The organism is Streptomyces sp. B21-105 (genome assembly GCF_036898465.1).
Classification (GTDB): domain Bacteria; phylum Actinomycetota; class Actinomycetes; order Streptomycetales; family Streptomycetaceae; genus Streptomyces.
Genome location: NZ_JARUMJ010000001.1, coordinates 3,827,154 through 3,844,641, shown reverse-complemented (window position 1 = coordinate 3,844,641; position 17,488 = coordinate 3,827,154). Strand labels below are relative to the sequence as shown.

The 17,488-nt window shown below is 72.2% G+C and carries 12 protein-coding genes and 1 pseudogene; 11 read left to right on the top strand and 2 right to left on the bottom strand.

What is annotated here, in order from left to right:
* The first annotated feature begins 2 nt into the window (after nucleotides 1–2).
* Nucleotides 3–3,713, top strand: coding sequence for a glycosyltransferase family 2 protein (locus QA802_RS17165; RefSeq protein ID WP_334523279.1), 3,711 nt, complete (start codon nucleotides 3–5; stop codon nucleotides 3,711–3,713).
* The gene (locus tag QA802_RS17160) at nucleotides 3,710–5,278 is read left to right on the top strand and encodes a DUF5719 family protein (RefSeq protein ID WP_319172081.1); all 1,569 of its coding nucleotides are present in this window, start codon (nucleotides 3,710–3,712) and stop codon (nucleotides 5,276–5,278) included. Before QA802_RS17165 ends, QA802_RS17160 begins: the two co-directional genes overlap by 4 nt.
* Nucleotides 5,279–5,341: 63 nt before the next feature.
* Here the strand turns inward: QA802_RS17160 and QA802_RS17155 are convergent, their stop codons facing one another.
* Entirely contained in the window at nucleotides 5,342–5,791 is a 450-nt protein-coding gene (locus tag QA802_RS17155; protein ID WP_319172082.1) for a metallopeptidase family protein, read from the bottom strand.
* Between the two features lie 334 nt (nucleotides 5,792–6,125).
* Between QA802_RS17155 and QA802_RS17150 the strand changes: the two genes are divergently transcribed.
* The 8 genes and pseudogenes from QA802_RS17150 to QA802_RS17115 all read left to right on the top strand — a co-directional run bounded on the left by QA802_RS17150 (nucleotide 6,126) and on the right by QA802_RS17115 (nucleotide 14,958).
* A complete protein-coding gene (locus QA802_RS17150; RefSeq protein WP_319172083.1) occupies nucleotides 6,126–6,548 on the top strand; it encodes a DUF3499 domain-containing protein in 423 nt (140 codons plus the stop codon).
* A 282-nt stretch (nucleotides 6,549–6,830) separates the two neighbouring features.
* Nucleotides 6,831–8,228, top strand: coding sequence for a phosphomannomutase/phosphoglucomutase (locus tag QA802_RS17145; RefSeq protein WP_334523274.1), 1,398 nt, complete (start codon nucleotides 6,831–6,833; stop codon nucleotides 8,226–8,228).
* A gap of 311 nt (nucleotides 8,229–8,539) precedes the next feature.
* Nucleotides 8,540–8,710: a Trm112 family protein gene (locus tag QA802_RS17140; RefSeq protein ID WP_107443652.1), complete on the top strand. Its 171-nt coding sequence runs from the start codon at nucleotides 8,540–8,542 to the stop codon at nucleotides 8,708–8,710.
* A 116-nt stretch (nucleotides 8,711–8,826) separates the two neighbouring features.
* Entirely contained in the window at nucleotides 8,827–9,960 is a 1,134-nt protein-coding gene (locus tag QA802_RS17135; protein ID WP_334523269.1) for an SIS domain-containing protein, read from the top strand.
* Nucleotides 9,961–10,119: 159 nt separating this feature from the next.
* Nucleotides 10,120–11,270: pseudogene (gene manA / locus QA802_RS17130) on the top strand (mannose-6-phosphate isomerase, class I).
* A gap of 135 nt (nucleotides 11,271–11,405) precedes the next feature.
* A complete protein-coding gene (locus QA802_RS17125) occupies nucleotides 11,406–12,386 on the top strand; it encodes a cation diffusion facilitator family transporter (RefSeq protein ID WP_334523266.1) in 981 nt (326 codons plus the stop codon).
* 370 nt (nucleotides 12,387–12,756) lie between these two features.
* Complete coding sequence (ahcY, locus tag QA802_RS17120; protein ID WP_319172089.1) at nucleotides 12,757–14,214, top strand: adenosylhomocysteinase; 1,458 nt, start codon at nucleotides 12,757–12,759, stop codon at nucleotides 14,212–14,214.
* Between the two features lie 129 nt (nucleotides 14,215–14,343).
* Nucleotides 14,344–14,958, top strand: a complete 615-nt coding sequence (locus QA802_RS17115) for a hypothetical protein (protein ID WP_319172090.1) — start codon at nucleotides 14,344–14,346, stop codon at nucleotides 14,956–14,958.
* Between the two features lie 13 nt (nucleotides 14,959–14,971).
* Here QA802_RS17115 and QA802_RS17110 read toward each other — a convergent pair whose 3' ends face one another.
* Nucleotides 14,972–15,880 (bottom strand): RDD family protein, encoded by a 909-nt coding sequence (locus QA802_RS17110; protein WP_334523261.1) that lies wholly within the window; start codon nucleotides 15,878–15,880, stop codon nucleotides 14,972–14,974.
* A gap of 130 nt (nucleotides 15,881–16,010) precedes the next feature.
* On the opposite strand from QA802_RS17110, the gene QA802_RS17105 reads away from it, so the two are divergent.
* Nucleotides 16,011–17,018, top strand: coding sequence for a stage II sporulation protein M (locus QA802_RS17105; RefSeq protein WP_334523258.1), 1,008 nt, complete (start codon nucleotides 16,011–16,013; stop codon nucleotides 17,016–17,018).
* Nucleotides 17,019–17,488: the final 470 nt, after the last annotated feature.

The window sequence follows — 17,488 nt, the reverse complement described above, 5'->3', positions numbered from 1 at the left end:
CGATGTCCGTGCACAGCCACACGGCAGCCCGCCAAGACGGCGCTGCCACACCTGAGTTCCCGCGTCATGTAGTGACCGCGGTGATCGTCTCCCACGACGGTGCCCGCTGGCTGCCCGACGCGCTCGCCGGGCTGCTCGGCCAGGAGCGCCCCGTCCAGTCCGTCATGGCCGCCGACACCGGCAGCTCGGACGACTCCGCGCGACTGGTCGCCGAAGCCCTCGGCGACGACCGCGTCCTGCACCTCGCCCGGCGCACCGGGTTCGGCCAGGCCGTCGAGGAGGCCCACCGCACGGCCCCCGTCCTCACCCCCGAGGAACTGCCTTACCTCAAGCGCCCCAGCGGCTGGGACCCCGTCACGCGCACCTGGCGCGACGACGCCTACGACCTGCCGGAACTCCCGCACGGAGAGCCCGTCCAGTGGCTCTGGCTGCTGCACGACGACAGCGCCCCCGAACCCGACGCCCTCGCCGAACTGCTGCGCGTCGTGGAGAACGAACTCGAACTCGGCCGGGACGACGTGGCCGTCGTCGGACCCAAGCTCCGCGGCTGGTACGACCGCCGCCAGCTCCTCGAGGTCGGCGTCACCATCGCCCACTCCGGCCGCCGCTGGACCGGCCTGGACCGCCGCGAACAGGACCAGGGCCAGCACGACCACGTACGGTCCGTGCTGTCCGTGTCCACCGCCGGCATGCTGATCCGCCGCGACGTCTTCGAACAGCTCGGCGGCTTCGACCGCCGCCTCCCCCTCATGCGGGACGACGTCGACCTGTGCTGGCGCGCCCAGGCCGCCGGCCACCGCGTCCTCATCGCCCCCGAGGCCGTCGTACGGCACGCCGAAGCGGCCTCCCGCGAACGCCGCACCGTCGACTGCGCGGGCCGCACCAGCGCCTCCCCGCACAAGGTCGACAAGGCCGGCGCCGCCTACACCCTCCTCGTCAACAGCCGCACCGCCCTGCTGCCCTGGGTCCTGGTGCGCCTGATCGTCGGTACCCTGCTGCGCACCGTCGCCTACCTCGTCGGCAAGGTCCCCGGACAGGCCCTCGACGAGATCCGCGGCCTGCTGGGCACCCTGCTGCGGCCCGAGCGGATCATCGCCGGACGCCGCACGCGCGGCAGACCGACGGTCGACAAGGACGAACTGCGCCCCCTGTTCCCGCCGCCCGGCGCGACCGTGCGGGCCACCGTCGAACAGGTCGCCGGCGACCTGTTCGGCTCCTCCGACCCCGAAGCCGTCTCCGGAGCGGGCCGGCACGGCGGCGCCGTCGAGTCTGGCCCCGGCGGCGACGACGCCGACTTCCTGGAGATCGAGCAGTTCGCCCGCCTCAAGCGCATCGCCCGCAAGCCCGGCCCGGTGCTCTTCCTGGTCCTGCTTCTCGTCTCCCTCGTCGCCTGCCGCAACCTCCTCGGCGGCGGCGCGCTCGCCGGCGGCGCCCTGCTGCCCGCCCCGCCCGACGCCTTTGACCTGTGGGCGCGCTACACCGACGCCTGGCACGCGGTGGGCGCCGGCGGCACCGCGTCCGCCCCGCCCTACCTCGCGATCATCGCGACACTGGCCACCCTGCTCCTCGGCTCGACCGGCCTCGCCCTCACCCTGCTGCTCGTCTGCTCGGTGCCCCTGGCCGGCGTCGCCGCCTACTTCGCCTCCCGGCCGCTCGTCGAATCCCGCCTGCTGCGCGCGTGGGCGGCCGTCGTCTACGCCTTCCTGCCCGCCGCCACCGGCGCCCTCGCCGGCGGCCGCGTCGGCACCGCCGTCCTCGCCGTCCTGCTGCCGCTCATCGCCCGCGCGGCCGTCGCCGCCAGCGGCCTGACAGGACACTCCGGCGGCCCCGGCAGCTGGCGCGCCACCTGGGCGTACGCCCTGCTCCTGACGATCACCACCGCCTTCACCCCGATCGTCTGGCCCATCGCCCTGATCCTCGGCCTCTCCGTCCTCGCCGTGCGCCGCGCCGACATCGCCGCCCACGGCCTGCGCTTCCTGGCCCAGCTCGGCACGCCCCTGCTGATCCTCGCGCCCTGGTCCCTGTCCCTGCTGCCGTTCGGCTTCTTCACCCAGGCCGGCCTCGACGACGGCCCGTCGGCCGCAACCGCGCTCGACCTGCTCGGCGCGAGCCCCGGCGGCCCCGGCACCGTCCAGGGCCTCATGCTGATCGGCATCGTGCTGGCCGCACTGGCCGCCCTGCTCCGTTCCGAACGCCACTTCGGCATCTGGGCGGCCTGGGCGGTCGCCCTCGTGGGCCTCGTCTTCGCCGTCCTGTCCAACAACTCGACCTGGGCCGGCCCCGCCACCCTCGTCTACGGCATCGCCCTCCTCACCGCCGCCGTCATCGGCGCCGAGGGAGCACGCACGCGTGTCGCCGAACAGAGCTTCGGCTGGCGCCAGCCGGTCGCCGTCCTCATCGCCTTCGCCTCCGCCGCGGGTCCGCTGCTCGTCGCCGCCGGCTGGATGATCGGCGGCGCCGACGGCCCCCTGGAGCGCCGCGACCCCGTCCAGGTGCCCGCGTTCGTCGCCGAAGAGGCCGGCGGCCGCGACCAGGCCCGCACCCTCGTCCTCGACAGCGACTCCGCGGGACACGTCGGCTACATGCTGGTCCGCGGCTCCGGCGCGCGCCTCGGCGACGCCGAACTCGCCGCGGCCGACGGCGAGAACGCCCAGCTCGACAAGGTCGTCGCCAACCTCGTCGCCGGCTCCGGCGCCGACCAGAGCGACCAGCTCGGCAAGTTCGCCGTGGGCTACGTCCTCGTCCACAAGGGCGCGCCCCGGGAGGTCGCGCGCGTCCTGGACGCCACGCCCGGCCTGAAGCGGCTCAGCCAGCAGAACGGCAGCGCCCTGTGGCGGGTCGACCAGGAGGTCTCCCGCGCGGCCGTCGTCCCCGCGTCCGGCAAGGGCACTGCGGTCCCGGTCGCCGCGGGCCCCGTCGACATCCACACCACCCTCCCCGCCGGCTCCGGCAGCCGCGTCCTGCGCCTGGCCGACGCGGCCGCCGACGGCTGGACGGCCACCCTCGACGGCAAGCCCCTCACCCCCACCACCGTCGACGGCTGGGCCCAGGGCTTCGAACTGCCCGACTCGGGCGGCACGCTGAACGTCACCTACGACGACCCGTTCACCCACACCGCCTGGCTGTGGGCGCAGGGCCTGCTCTGTGTCGTCCTCGTCGTGCTGGCCCTCCCCGGCCGCCGCCGCGACGTCGACGACGACCTGCCCGAGGAGGACCTCGTCCCCGCCCAGGCCGTCGAGGGCGAGGGCCGCCGCGCCCGCCGCCTGCGCGCCCAGGCCGAAGCCGAAGAGGCCGGCCGGGACGGCGAGTTCCCGGTCCCCGAGCAGGAGGAGCAGCCGCCCGTGGCGGTTCCCCAGCAGCAGTCCTACGGCGAGTGGAGCGGGCAGGACCAGCCGGCCTACGCGAGCGCCGAGTACGGCGGCCACCCGGCCGGCCAGTACCCCGGCGCCCAGCAGTACCCGGCGGGCGGCTACGACCAGCAGCAGCCCTACGACCCCTACCGGACCGGCCAGTACGACCCGTACGCCTACGACGGCCAAACCCAGCAGGCGCCGTACGACCCGAACCAGCAGCAGCAGGGCTACGATCCGTCGGCCTACGACCCCTCGGCCTACGGCCAGGGCGGCTACGACCCCGCCTACGACCCCGCCTACGACCCGGACCGGCACCCCCACGGCACCGGCAACGAGCGCCCCGACGGGAGCCAGCAGTGAACCGCACCACCCTGTCCCTCATCGCCGGCACGGCCGCCCTCGCCGCCGTCACCGGGTTCGCCACGCTCAGCGGACCCGAGGCTCCCGGGCAGAACACCGCCAAGGCGACCGCCGAACTGCCCGTGGAGCGCACCAGCCTGCTCTGCCCCTCGCCCAGCAGCTCCGACCTCGCCGAGACGTCGTACACGTCCTTCACCCCCGTCACCAAGGGGACCGCCGTCGGCGGCACGGCCGAACTCACGGCGGCGACAGGAAAATCGGCGGATCCGACGGACACGGCGAGCGGCAAGCCGGGGGACAAAACGGGAAGCAAGGCCGAAGACAAGGCCAGCGGCAAGACAGGCGACAAGGCGAGCGGCAAGAAGAAGGCCGCGAAGCCCGTCGTCGCCCCCAAGGCGCCCGGCACCCCGGCCGTCGGCGTCACCACCGGCGCCGACGCCCCCGCGCTCCTGGGCGCCGCCGAGGGGAAGTTCGCCCCCGGCTGGACGGTTCAGGAGACCACCGAGGTCGCCGCCGGCGTCGGCCGCGGCCTCCAGGGCCTCACCTGCACCGCGCCCGACACCGAGTTCTGGTTCCCGGGCGCGGCCACGTCCGCCGACCGCACGGACTACGTCCACCTCACCAATCCGGACGACTCCGCCGCCGTCGTCGACATCGAGCTCATCGGCAAGGACGGTGCCCTGGCGAGCACGGTGGGGGAGGACATCGCCGTCCCCGCGCACTCCAGCGAGCCGATCCTGCTGTCCACGCTCACCGCCGAGAAGCAGGAAGACCTCACCGTCCACGTCAAGGTCCGCAGCGGCCGCCTCGGGGCAGCCGTCCAGGCCCTGGACGCGAAGCTCGGCGGCGACTGGCTCGCCTCCTCCGCCGAACCGGCCGCCACCCAGGTCATCCCCGGCATCCCCAAGGACGCCACCGCCGTACGCCTCATCGTCCACGCGCCCGGTGACGCGGACGCCGACCTCAACGTCCGACTGGCCTCCCCCTCGGGATCGATCACCCCGGCGGGACACGAGACGTTGCACGTCAAGGCCGGCATGACGGCCTCCGTCGACCTCGGCGACGTCACGCGCGGGGAAGTCGGCTCCCTGATCCTCACCCCGACCGACCAGTCGACGCCCGTGGTCGCCGCCGTACGGGTGCTGCGCGGCAAGGGCGACAAGCAGGAGTCGGCGTTCATCCCGGCGGCCGCCCCGGTCGGCGGGCGCGCGTCGGTGGCCGACAACACCGCCAAGGGCGCATCCCTCTCCCTCACCGCGCCCAAGGGCGCGGCCAAGGTCAAGGTCACCGCGTCCGCGGGCAGCGGCGGCGGCACGTCCGCCTCCCAGACGTACACGGTCGCGGCGGGCACCACACAGGAGGTCCGACTCCCCGTCCCCGCCGGCCTGAAGGGCACCTACGCGCTGACCGTCGAACCCCTCACGGCCACCCCGGTCTACGCCGCGCGCACCCTGACGGCCACTCAGGAAGGCGTCTCGGGCTTCACGATCCAGACCCTCCCGGACGACCGGGGAACGGTCGCGGTACCGGAGGCCGACGAGGACGTCGCAGTGCTGCAGAGGTAACCCGAAGGGGTTCCTCCGTCCCCCGGAAGGGGGACGGAGGACGTGCGGGCGCCAGTGCGGCGCTCAGTCCTCGCCGTAGCGCGGATCCACCGTCTCGGGCGTCAGTCCGAGCAGCTCGGCGACCTGCTCCACGACCACCTCGTGCACCAGCGCGGCCCGTTCGTCGCGTCCCTTGGTGCGGATCTCGACCGGCCGCCGGTAGACGACGACCCGCGCCCGTCGTCCCTCACGCGCGGGGATCGTGCCGCCCAGCGGGACCGCCTCGTCGTTCCACGGCTCCGCCGCCGCGTCCAGGCGCGGCACCTCGAGAACCATGAAGTCGATGTCGGTGAGCTGCGGCCATCGTCGTTCCAGCCGGTCCACGGAGTCCTGCACGAGATCGGCGAACACGTCGGCGCGACTGGCGGCCAGCGGCACCTGGGGCGGTGCGACAGGCCCCCGCATTCCCCGCCCATGGCGATCGCGACGACGGGGTCCTGGGCCGGCGGCAGGGGGCGGTACGGGGCTCTCCATCACTACTGAAGCGTAGTCCCCGCCGTGACCCGTCGCCCCGCCCACACGCCTCCCCGCACGCCTCCCCCCGCGGCCCCCGCCGTTGGGGCCACCACAGCCCGTCGCCGACCCGCAGCCACCGCTTGTCGCAGGATGACCATTCCAGCCAACGTTGGGCTCGAATCCGTATCTCTCCGAGACCGGTGAGCTCATGGCAATTGATGCTGTTTGTGCCGAGTAGTGACCGCGAGCCGACAGGTTCCCACCCTTAACGACTGGTGTTGACGCAGGTCAGCGGGGTATGACTGAACCGGCGCGTGGGGCGTTTCACAACCCGACACGGTGGAGTGACCTGGTGGAGAGTCGTCGCGGCCCGCTCAAGAGTGCGGTACCGTCCAACATCGTGAGCCCTGTACGTCGCTGTTCGCGCACCGCCTGCGGCCGACCCGCCGTCGCGACGCTGACGTACGTCTACGCCGACTCGACCGCGGTCCTCGGCCCGCTCGCCACCTACGCCGAGCCCCACTGCTACGACCTGTGCGCCGAGCACTCCGAGCGCCTCACCGCCCCGCGCGGCTGGGAGGTCGTCCGGCTCCTCGACAGCTCGGCCCCCGCCCGCCCCAGCGGAGACGACCTGGAAGCGCTTGCCAACGCGGTTCGCGAGGCCGCCCGCCCGCAAGGGCGTGCGACCGGAACCAGCGGCGGCGCACGCTCGGCGGACCCGATGGAGGTCGCCCGCCGCGGCCACCTGCGGGTCCTGCGCTCACCGGACAACTGAGCAGCCGCACCCTCCGACCCCTCACGCAGCGACGCACCTCCCTGGACGCGCACGCTCACCACGCGACGCCGCAGCGGGTCCGCAAAGAGACGGCAACCGCTTTCACCACTCGGCCGCCTCGGCCGAGCTGCCGACGCTCCCTTCCGAGCCGCCCGACGCAGGCCCGGAAGGCGCAGGGAGTCAGCCGTTCGGTCCACCGCGCGCCACCCGGCGACCCCCCACCGCACACCGAACAGGCCCGGGTAGTTTGTGGTGACCCACAGGACTTCAGGAAGGTTGGCCGTGGCTGCTGATCTGTCGCAGATCGTCAAGGCGTACGACGTACGCGGACTGGTCCCGGACCAGTGGGACGAGTCCCTCGCCGACCTGTTCGGCGCGGCCTTCGCCCAGGTGACCGGCGCCCGGGCGATCGTCGTCGGCCACGACATGCGCCCTTCCTCGCCCGGCCTCACCGACGCCTTCTCCCGCGGCGCGGCCGCCCGTGGCGTGGACGTCACACAGATCGGCCTGTGCTCCACGGACCAGCTGTACTACGCCTCGGGCGCGCTGAACCTGCCCGGCGCCATGTTCACCGCCTCGCACAACCCGGCCCAGTACAACGGCATCAAGCTGTGCCGCGCAGGCGCCGCCCCGGTCGGCCAGGACACCGGCCTGACCGAGATCCGCGAACTCGTGGAGCGCTGGACGGACACCGGCGCGGCTTCCTCCAGCACGGCCGCCGGCACGGCCGACACGCATACCGGCCCGCCGCAGGGAACGATCACCCGGGCCGACACGTTGAACGACTACGCGGCACACCTGCGCGCACTCGTCGACCTCACCACCATCCGCCCCCTCAAAGTCGTGGTCGACGCGGGCAACGGCATGGGCGGCCACACCGTCCCCACCGTCTTCGAGGGCCTGCCCCTGACCCTCGTCCCCCTGTACTTCGAGCTGGACGGCACCTTCCCCAACCACGAGGCCAACCCGCTCGACCCGGCGAACCTCGTGGACCTCCAGAAACGGGTCCGCGACGAGGGCGCCGACCTCGGCCTCGCCTTCGACGGCGACGCCGACCGCTGCTTCGTCGTCGACGAGCGCGGCGAACCGGTCTCCCCGTCCGCGATCACAGCCCTGGTGGCCGTACGCGAACTCGCGCGCAACGGCGGCAGGGGCACCGTCATCCACAACCTGATCACCTCCCGGTCCGTCCCGGAGGTGGTGAAGGAGAACGGCGGCACCCCCGTCCGCACCCGCGTCGGCCACTCCTTCATCAAGGCCGAAATGGCACGCTCCGGCGCCATCTTCGGCGGCGAGCACTCCGCGCACTACTACTTCAAGGACTTCTGGAACGCCGACACCGGCATGCTGGCCGCCCTCCACGTCCTCGCGGCCCTCGGCGGCCAGAACGGCCCCCTCTCGTCCCTCGTCGCCGAGTACGACCGCTACAGCGGCTCCGGGGAGATCAACTCGACGGTCGCCGACCAGGCCGGCCGCATCGCCGCGATCAAGGCGGCGTACGGCCCCCGCGAGGACGTCACCCTGGACGAACTGGACGGCCTGACCGTGTCCTGCGCCGACTGGTGGTTCAACGTCCGCCCCTCCAACACCGAGCCCCTCCTCCGCCTCAACGCGGAAGCCCGCGACGAACAGACGATGAACAGCATCCGGGACGAGGCCCTGCGCATCATCCGAGCCTGACCCCTCCTTCCCCCGCCGCCCGGAGCGCTCCCGGCGGAGGGCCGCGACCACGGCCCTCCGCACCCCCGCCCCGCTCCTCCGCCCGCCTCACGGACGTCCTCCCGGCCCCGCTGCGCCCGGCCCACCAGCCCGTCTCCGGTCTGCTTCGCCCGGCCGACGGACGTCGTCCCACCCGGCCCACCAGCCCCTCCCCGGCCCGCACCGCCCACCACGCCGGACCCCCGCGGCCCCACCCTCACCAGCGGTACGCTGACCAGGCACATCCGCACGCCGGACGACACCCCGCCCGCCCACCTCGAAGGGACACCCCCATGCCGCTCGAAGCCGGCCTCCTGGAGATCCTCGCCTGCCCCGCCTGCCACGCCCCTCTCAAGGAGCAGGACACCGAGCTGATCTGCACGGCGCAGGACTGCGGCCTGGCCTACCCGGTGCGTGACGACATCCCCGTCCTCCTCGTCGACGAGGCCCGCCACCCCGCGTAACGCGCCCACCCCGCGTGACGCGCCCCCGCACAAGGCGCCACGCCCCGTGCCCCGCCGGCGCACCGCACCCCCGGCCCCGAAACCGACGACGCCCCAGGCGATCGGAGACTGCCGCCATGCTCGACGACTCGCTGCTCGACACGCCGGAGGCCCTTACCGAGGCCGACCGCAGAGCCCTCCTGCGCGGCGCCGCCGAAGCCGGCGCCCGCGTCCGCACCGCCGTCCGGCACGCGGCCGAGGCCGGCGTGAACGACCTGGCGCCGGACGGCCGCCCCCGCGCGATCCTCATCGCAGGACCCGGCGCCGCCGCGGTCTGCGTCGCCGACCTCCTCGGCACCCTCGCCGGCGCCGCGTGCCCCGTCATCCGCCTGGCGCCCACCGGCGTCGCCCCCGTAGCGGGCGCCCTGCGCTGGGAACTCCCCGGCTGGGCCGGCTCCGTGGACCTCCTCCTCATCGCCACCCCGGACGGCAGCGAACCCGGCCTCTCCCTCCTCGCCGAACAGGCCTACCGCCGAGGCTGCACCGTCGCCGCCGTGGCCCCCGCCCAGTCGCCGCTCAGCGAAGCGGCCGTCGCCGCGCACTGCCTGTTCATCCCCCTGGCGACCGCCCCCTACGAGCAGGACGAGCAGCCCCCGGTGGCCGCCTCCGCGCCCGGCGTCCTGTGGGCCCTGCTCACCCCGCTCCTCGCCCTCCTCGACCGCATCGCCCTGATTCCCGCCCCGCCCGAGGTGCTCGAGAAGGTCGCCGACCGGCTCGACCAGGTCGCCGAACGCTGCGGGCCCGCTGTCGCCACCTACAGCAACCCGGCGAAGACCCTGGCCGCCGAACTCGCCGACGCGCTCCCCGTGATCTGGACCGAAGGGACCTCGGCCGGACCCGCGGGCCGCCGCTTCGCCGCCGCCCTCGCCGAACTTGCCGGACGCCCCGCCCTCGTCGCCGAACTCCCCGAAGCCCTCGCCGAACACAACGCGCTGCTGGCCGGCCCGCTCGCCGCCAGCGCCGACCCGGACGACTTCTTCCGCGACCGCGTCGAGGAACCGCCCGCCCTGCACGCGCGCGTGGTGCTGCTGCGCGACCGTCCGATCGGCGGCCTGACCTCCGCCCCGACCGCCCGCGAACTGGCCCTCAGCCACGACACGCCGATCAGCGAACTCGAACCCGAGGAAGGCGGCGAACTCGTCACCCTCGCCGAACTCATCGCCACCACGGACTTCGCCGCCGTCTACCTGGCGCTCGCCTCGGGAGCCTGACGAGCCGGCGTCGAAGCCGGGGAACAGCCGCCCGCAACCGACCGCCGACGCCCGACGCCGCCCCGTCCACACCCCGCACAACGGACCGACCGACAACCGACCGACGGACCGAAGACCGAAGACCGACCGAAGACGGACGGACAGGCAGAGAGAGACCGCATGGACCGCCTCGACAACACCGTCCGCCCCTACGCCTGGGGTTCCCCCACCGCGATCCCGCACCTCCTCGGCATCGAGCCCACCGGCGAACCGCAAGCCGAGATGTGGATGGGCGCCCACCCCGGCGCCCCCTCCCGCACCGACCGCGGCACCCTCGTCGACGTCATCGACGCCGACCCGCGGCGCGAACTCGGCGAACCGGCCGTCGCCAGATTCGGCCCCCGCCTCCCCTTCCTCCTCAAACTCCTCGCCGCCGGCGCCCCCCTCTCCCTCCAGGTCCACCCCGACCTGACCCAGGCCAAGGAGGGCTACGAGGACGAGGAACGCCGAGGCGTCCCCGTCGACGCCCCGCACCGCAACTACAAGGACGCCAACCACAAGCCCGAACTCATCTGCGCCCTCACCGAGTTCGACGGCCTCTGCGGCTTCCGCCCCCCGGCCCACGCCGCCGACCTCCTCGACGGCCTCGGCGTCGACTCCCTCAAGCCGTACGTCGACCTTCTGCACGCACATCCCGAGGAAGCCGCCCTGCGCGAAGTGTTGACGGCGATCCTCACCGCCGACCCCGCCGAGACGGCGCACACCGTCACCGCCGCGGCCGCCGCCTGCGACCGCCTCGGCGGCGCGTACACCCCCTACGCCGGCATCGCCCACCACTACCCGGCGACCCAGGCGTCATCGCCGCCATGCTCCTCAACCACGTCCGACTCCAGCCCGGCGAGGCCCTGTTCCTCGGCGCCGGCATCCCGCACGCCTACCTCAACGGCCTCGGCGTCGAGATCATGGCCAACTCCGACAACGTCCTGCGCTGCGGACTCACCCCCAAACACGTCGACGTCCCCGAACTCCTGCGCATCGTCCGCTTCGAGCCCGCCGACCCCGGCGTCCTGCGCCCCGAGGCCGCCCCGGACGGCGAAGAGGTCTACGACACCCCCACCGACGAGTTCCGGCTCTCCCGCTACGTCCTCGCCGCCGGCGGCCCCGCCCACGACCTCACCCGCCCCACCCCGCAGATCCTGCTGTGCACCGCAGGCGCCGTCCGCGCGGGCGAGCACACCCTGACACCGGGCACGTCCGTCTTCGTCCCCGCAGGACACAAGGCCGAAGTGAGCGGGGCCGGTACGGTCTTCCGGGCCACGGTCGTCGCATGACCCCGCTCACGACGACCTGACGCAGCACCGCCGGACGGGGCTGCAACAATGGCCTCCCGGCAAAGGACGGGCAAAGCCGCAACAGGCCGCGCCCAGCACGGCGTACGCATGAAGGCGAAGGGACAACGCGGACACATGAGCGCGTCAGGCGGCACCAGGGCGATCGTGGCGGCACTCGGCGCCAACCTCGCGATCGCGGCATCGAAGTTCGTGGCGTTCGCGTTCAGCGGCTCGTCGTCGATGCTCGCCGAAGGCGTGCACTCGCTCGCCGACTCCGGCAACCAGGCCCTCCTCCTCATCGGAGGCAAGAAGGCCCAACGCGAAGCCACCCCCCAACACCCCTTCGGCTACGGCCGCGAGCGCTACATCTACGCCTTCCTCGTCTCCATCGTCCTCTTCTCCGTCGGCGGCATGTTCGCCGTCTACGAGGGCTACGAGAAGATCCAGCACCCGCACGAGATCGAGCACTGGTACTGGCCCGTCGGCGTCCTCGTCTTCGCGATCATCGCCGAAAGCTTCTCCTTCCACACCGCCATCAAGGAGTCCAACGAACTCCGCGGCAAGCTCTCCTGGACACAGTTCGTCCGCCGCGCCAAGGCCCCCGAACTGCCCGTCGTCCTCCTCGAGGACTTCGGCGCGCTGATCGGCCTCGTCCTCGCCCTCGGCGGCGTCGGCCTCGCCCTCCTCACCGGCGACGGCATCTGGGACGGCATCGGCACCGTCTGCATCGGCGTCCTCCTCATCCTCATCGCCCTCGTCCTCGCCGCCGAGACCAAGTCCCTGCTGCTCGGCGAGTCCGCCGGCCTGGAAGACGTCCAGAAGATCGAGGCCGCGATCGTGGACGGCGACACCGTCACCGGCGTCATCCACATGCGCACCCTCCACCTCGGCCCCGAGGAACTCCTGGTCGCCGCCAAGATCGCCGTCGAGCACGACGACACCGCCACCCAGGTCGCCACCGCCATCAACGCCGCCGAGGCCCGCATCCGCGCCGCCGTCCCCATCGCCCGCGTCATCTACCTCGAGCCGGACATCTACAGCGAGACGGAAGCCGACAAGGGACCGGACGCCGAGGCCACCCCGGGCGGCCCCACCCGCCCCCCGACCGACCACTGACCCACCACCGGCAGAACCCCCGACCCCACCCGACAGGACCCCCGGAAACCACCGGCGGGTCCTGTCGCCGTTCCCCACCCACTCCCTCGACCCGACCGGATCCGGCCGGGTCCAGCCCGATCCGACGGCATCCGACCGGACGCGGACTGGGGCCGCCCCGCACCCGCGGTGTAGCTTGGAAGGGAGCCAGACGTCGCTGCTGATGGCGGTCGGGCGGTCCCCAGCGGACCGTCCGAGGGAGAGAGGGCCTCCGACGGACTGCGCTGCGCGTACGCGGGCATGCCTGTGTCCTCCTGGGACCATCTGTGTCCGCCGCCGCGCAGACCAGCCGTACCCACACCTCGCCCCGACCCCCGAGGAGCAGCACACCATGACGACTGTCGACCACCGACAGGACTTCAAGGTCGCCGACCTCTCCCTGGCCGCCTTCGGCCGCAAGGAGATCACCCTCGCCGAGCACGAGATGCCCGGCCTGATGTCGATCCGCAAGGAATTCGCCGCCGCCCAGCCGCTGGCCGGCGCCCGGATCATGGGCTCGCTGCACATGACCGTGCAGACCGCCGTGCTCATCGAGACCCTGGTCGCGCTCGGCGCCGAGGTCCGCTGGGTGTCCTGCAACATCTTCTCCACCCAGGATCACGCGGCCGCCGCCGTCGCGGTCGGCCCGAACGGCACTCCCGAGAACCCGCAGGGCGTCCCGGTCTTCGCCTGGAAGGGCGAGACCCTGGAGGAGTACTGGTGGTGCACGGAGCAGGCGCTGACCTGGCCGAACAGCCCCACTGGCGGCCCGAACATGATCCTCGACGACGGCGGTGACGCCACCCTCCTGGTCCACAAGGGCGTCGAGTACGAGAAGGCCGGCAAGGTCCCCTCGGTCGACACCGCCGAGAACGACGAACACCGCGTCATCCTCGAACTCCTCAACCGCACCATCTCCAACGGTTCGCAGAAGTGGACCCAGCTCGCGTCGGAGATCCGCGGCGTGACCGAGGAGACCACGACCGGCGTCCACCGCCTCTACGAGATGCACCGCGACGGCACCCTGCTGTTCCCGGCGATCAACGTCAACGACGCCGTCACCAAGTCGAAGTTCGACAACAAGTACGGCTGCCGCCACTCCCTGATCGACGGCATCAACCGCGCCACCGACGTCCTGATCGGCGGCAAGACCGCCGTCGTCTGCGGCTACGGCGACGTCGGCAAGGGCTGCGCGGAGTCCCTGCGCGGCCAGGGCGCCCGAGTGATCATCACGGAGATCGACCCGATCTGCGCGCTCCAGGCGGCGATGGACGGCTACCAGGTCACCACGCTCGACGAGGTCGTCGAGACGGCCGACATCTTCGTCACCACGACCGGCAACAAGGACATCATCATGGCCTCGGACATGGCCAAGATGAAGCACCAGGCGATCGTGGGCAACATCGGCCACTTCGACAACGAGATCGACATGGCCGGTCTGGCGCAGATTCCGGGCATCGTCAAGGACGAGGTCAAGCCGCAGGTCCACACGTGGAAGTTCCCCGACGGCAAGGTGCTCATCGTGCTGTCCGAGGGCCGCCTGCTGAACCTGGGCAACGCCACCGGTCACCCCTCCTTCGTGATGTCCAACTCGTTCGCGGACCAGACCCTGGCCCAGATCGAGCTGTTCACCAAGCCCGAGGAGTACCCGACCGACGTCTACGTGCTGCCCAAGCACCTCGACGAGAAGGTCGCCCGCCTCCACCTCGACTCGCTCGGCGTCAAGCTGACCACGCTCCGCCCGGAGCAGGCCGCGTACATCGGCGTCGAGGTCGACGGCCCGTACAAGTCGGACCACTACCGCTACTGAGCCCGTAGCGCCGGTCCACAGCAGCACAGAGGCAGGCCCCCGCACCCCCGTGTCGGGGGCCTGCCCCTTCGCTCCCTCGGACCGGACCGCCGCGGCGCCCCGACCACCCCGTCACACCCCAGGACCCCCATGCCCCGCGGCCGGTATTCGCTCCACGACCCGCACGACCGCACTCCCCTCGCTCACGAGCACTTCCAGTGCGCCCCCGGCCCCTCCGGCTGGCGCTACGTGTCCCAGCTGACCACCCCCACCGGCGATCACACCGGCTCCGTCGACCTCACCCTCGACGACCTCGGCCGCCCCCTCCGCCTCGAACTCCACGCGAGCAACTGGCAAGTACGCGGCGCCGCCCTGAACGGCGTCACCTGGGTCCGCACCGACCCCACCGGAGCCCACGCCACCGAAGGCAACGTCCCAGCCCACGCCTTCACCGGCACCTCCCCCGCCTTCCTCATCGCGACCAGCCGACTCCTGCGCCTCACCCCCTCCTCCGCGGCAACCCGCGTACGCCTCGTCGCCTTCACCGACCCGGTACTCGCCCCACGCACCGTGGACCAGTCCTGGGCCTTGCTGAAAAGCGAAGCACACGCCACTGACAACGGCCCCCTGACCGTGGACGAATACCAGGTCACAGCCCTGGACACAGGCGAACAGCACACCGTGCACCTCGCCGGGGACGTCGTCCTCGCCGCCCCCGGCATCGAGCTCGAAGACCTCGAGACACCCCCCTCGGCCTTCGACTGACCCGCACCCCGGCCTACGCCGGTGGCACGAACCCGGTGCCCGGCCCCGCGGCCCGGTCGACGGCGGGCTCCTGCGACGGCGCCCCGGCCGCCACGACCGGCGGGACATACGGAGCCGGCGGACCGTACGCCATCGCCACGCCCCCTGTACCCACCACCGGCACCGCCACCGCCACACCCCCGAACGTCCGCCGCGCCTCCCGGACCTGCCGCTCCTGCACGACCGCCGCCAGATACGCGGCAGGCGGCACCCCCGGCGGCACCGGCGCCCCCGTACGCGACGCGAGCTCACCCGCCAGCCGCACCCCCATCGCCCAGCCGACCTGCGGATCCAGCTGACCCATCCGCCCCAGGTACTGCCGCACCGCCAACCACAGCCCGTCCGGCACCGTCGACAGATCGAGCCCCTGGAACCGACCCGCCAGCCAGGGCGGAGGCGGCGGCACGAAACCGGACCGCGCCGCGGGCACCCGCTCCCGCACCACCAACGTCCCGGCGAAGACGTCACCGAGCCGTCGCCCCCGCGCCGACACGAGCGAGGCGATACAGGCCACCACCCCGAGCGTCAGCAGAATCTCCACCACCCCGATCGCACCCCGCACCAGCGCGTGCCGGAACCGGATCGGCCCGCCGTCGTCCCGTACCACCCGCAGACCACAGGCCAGCTTCCCCAGCGACCGCCCATGACTGAGCGTCTCCACCGCGATCGGCCCGCCCACCAGTACCAACAGGAACGTGGCGATCGACAGAGCGACCTGCGCGGCCTCGTCCAGGGACGCCGTCGACACCACCACCACGATGCTCACGACGACATAAGCCGTGAACGCCACCACGAGGTCCAGCAACGTGGCCAACCCCCGGCTGGGCAGCCTGGCGGGCCGCAGCTCCAACGCCACCGCTTCACCCGTCACCAGCTCACTCACGCCCGTCATCCCTTCCCTGGCCTGCCCCGCGAACCGCCAGTCTGCCAAGCTGAGGGCACTTCGCGCCGCAGTACGACAAGCTGACATCCAACGCCGGCCGCCGACGAACAGCCGAGGAGCAGGCACACCGATGGACCTCGACGTCTTCGTCTCCGCACACCGGGCCGAATGGGACCGCCTCGACGCCCTCATGCGTCGCCGACGCACCCTCACCGGCGCCGAGACCGACGAACTCGTCACCCTCTACCAGCGCACCGCCACGCACCTCTCCCTCATCCAGTCCAGTGCCCCCGACCCCCAGCTGACCGGACGGCTCACCCAACTGGTGGCACGCGCGCGCAGCGCGGTGACAGGTACCCGCCGCGCCTCGTGGCGCGATGTGACGCGCTTCCTCACCCAGGGCTTCCCGGCCGCGGTCTACCGGTCACGCCACTGGTGGGTGCCCACAGCGCTGCTCTCCACCGCTGTCGCCGCCCTCCTGGGCTGGTGGATCGGCACCCATCCGGAAGTACAGGCCTCCATAGCCGCCCCGGGCGAACTGCGCGACCTCACCCGGCCGGGCGGCCTCTACGAGACGTACTACTCGAGCCATCAGGCCGCGGCGTTCGCCGCGCAGGTCTGGACCAACAACGCGCAGGCCGCCGCCATGTGTCTGGTCCTCGGCGTCTTCCTCGGCCTGCCCGTCCTCTGGATCCTCTTCCAGAACATGCTCAACCTCGGCATCGGAGCCGGCCTGATGTCTTCGGCGGGCCGTCTCGACACCTTCCTCGGTCTCGTCCTCCCGCACGGTCTCCTCGAGCTGACGGCGGTCTTCGTGGCAGCCGGCACCGGACTCCGGCTCGGCTGGACCGTCATCGACCCGGGTCCCCGTACCCGGCGCACCGCGCTCGCCGAAGAGGGCCGCGCCGCGGTCGGCATGGCGATAGGCCTCGCTCTGGTTCTCTTCGTCTCCGGCGCCATCGAAGGCTTCGTCACCCCCTCCGGCCTGCCCACCTGGGCCCGCATCGCCATCGGCATCGCCGCCGAACTGGCCTTCCTGGCCTATGTCTACGTCCTCGGTGGCAGGGCCGCCCGGGCCGGCGACATGGGCGACGTCGAGGCTGCCGAGCGCAGCGCGACAGCACCGACGGCCGCCTGATGTGCGACCGCCCCCGATGAACTGCTAGTCTCCTCTTCGCCTCGCAAACACCGTTGACACGGCGTGCGTAAGGAGGTAGATTCGAACAGTTGCCTGGAACTGGACGCAGTCCGGTCGGCAAGAGTGAGTATCTGTCAGCCTCGTGAATCTCTGATTCCACAGAGGCCTCCCGACAAGTCGGAATCGAATGGCCGGTCAGACCGTCCTGAAACTTCTGATAAAGTCGGAACCGCCGGAAAGGGAAACCGCGAGATAAGCGGGGAACCTGGAAAGCACCGAGGAAATCGGATCGGGAAACGGTCTGATAGAGTCGGAAACGCAAGACCGAAGGGAAACTGCCCGGAGGAAAGCCCGAGAGGGTGAGTACGAAGGAAGCGTCCGTTCCTTGAGAACTCAACAGCGTGCCAAAAATCAACGCCAGATATGTTGATACCCCGTCCCCGGCAGTGATAGCCGAGGATGAGGTTCCT

Coding starts and splice junctions, on each gene's coding strand:
- QA802_RS17115 (WP_319172090.1), top strand. CDS start 14,344: ATGCCCCGCGGCCGGTATTCGCTCCACGACCCGCACGACCGCACTCCC.
- QA802_RS17140 (WP_107443652.1), top strand. CDS start 8,540: ATGCCGCTCGAAGCCGGCCTCCTGGAGATCCTCGCCTGCCCCGCCTGC.
- QA802_RS17105 (WP_334523258.1), top strand. CDS start 16,011: ATGGACCTCGACGTCTTCGTCTCCGCACACCGGGCCGAATGGGACCGC.
- QA802_RS17165 (WP_334523279.1), top strand. CDS start 3: ATGTCCGTGCACAGCCACACGGCAGCCCGCCAAGACGGCGCTGCCACA.
- QA802_RS17135 (WP_334523269.1), top strand. CDS start 8,827: ATGCTCGACGACTCGCTGCTCGACACGCCGGAGGCCCTTACCGAGGCC.
- QA802_RS17155 (WP_319172082.1), bottom strand. CDS start 5,791: ATGGAGAGCCCCGTACCGCCCCCTGCCGCCGGCCCAGGACCCCGTCGT.
- ahcY (WP_319172089.1), top strand. CDS start 12,757: ATGACGACTGTCGACCACCGACAGGACTTCAAGGTCGCCGACCTCTCC.
- QA802_RS17125 (WP_334523266.1), top strand. CDS start 11,406: ATGAGCGCGTCAGGCGGCACCAGGGCGATCGTGGCGGCACTCGGCGCC.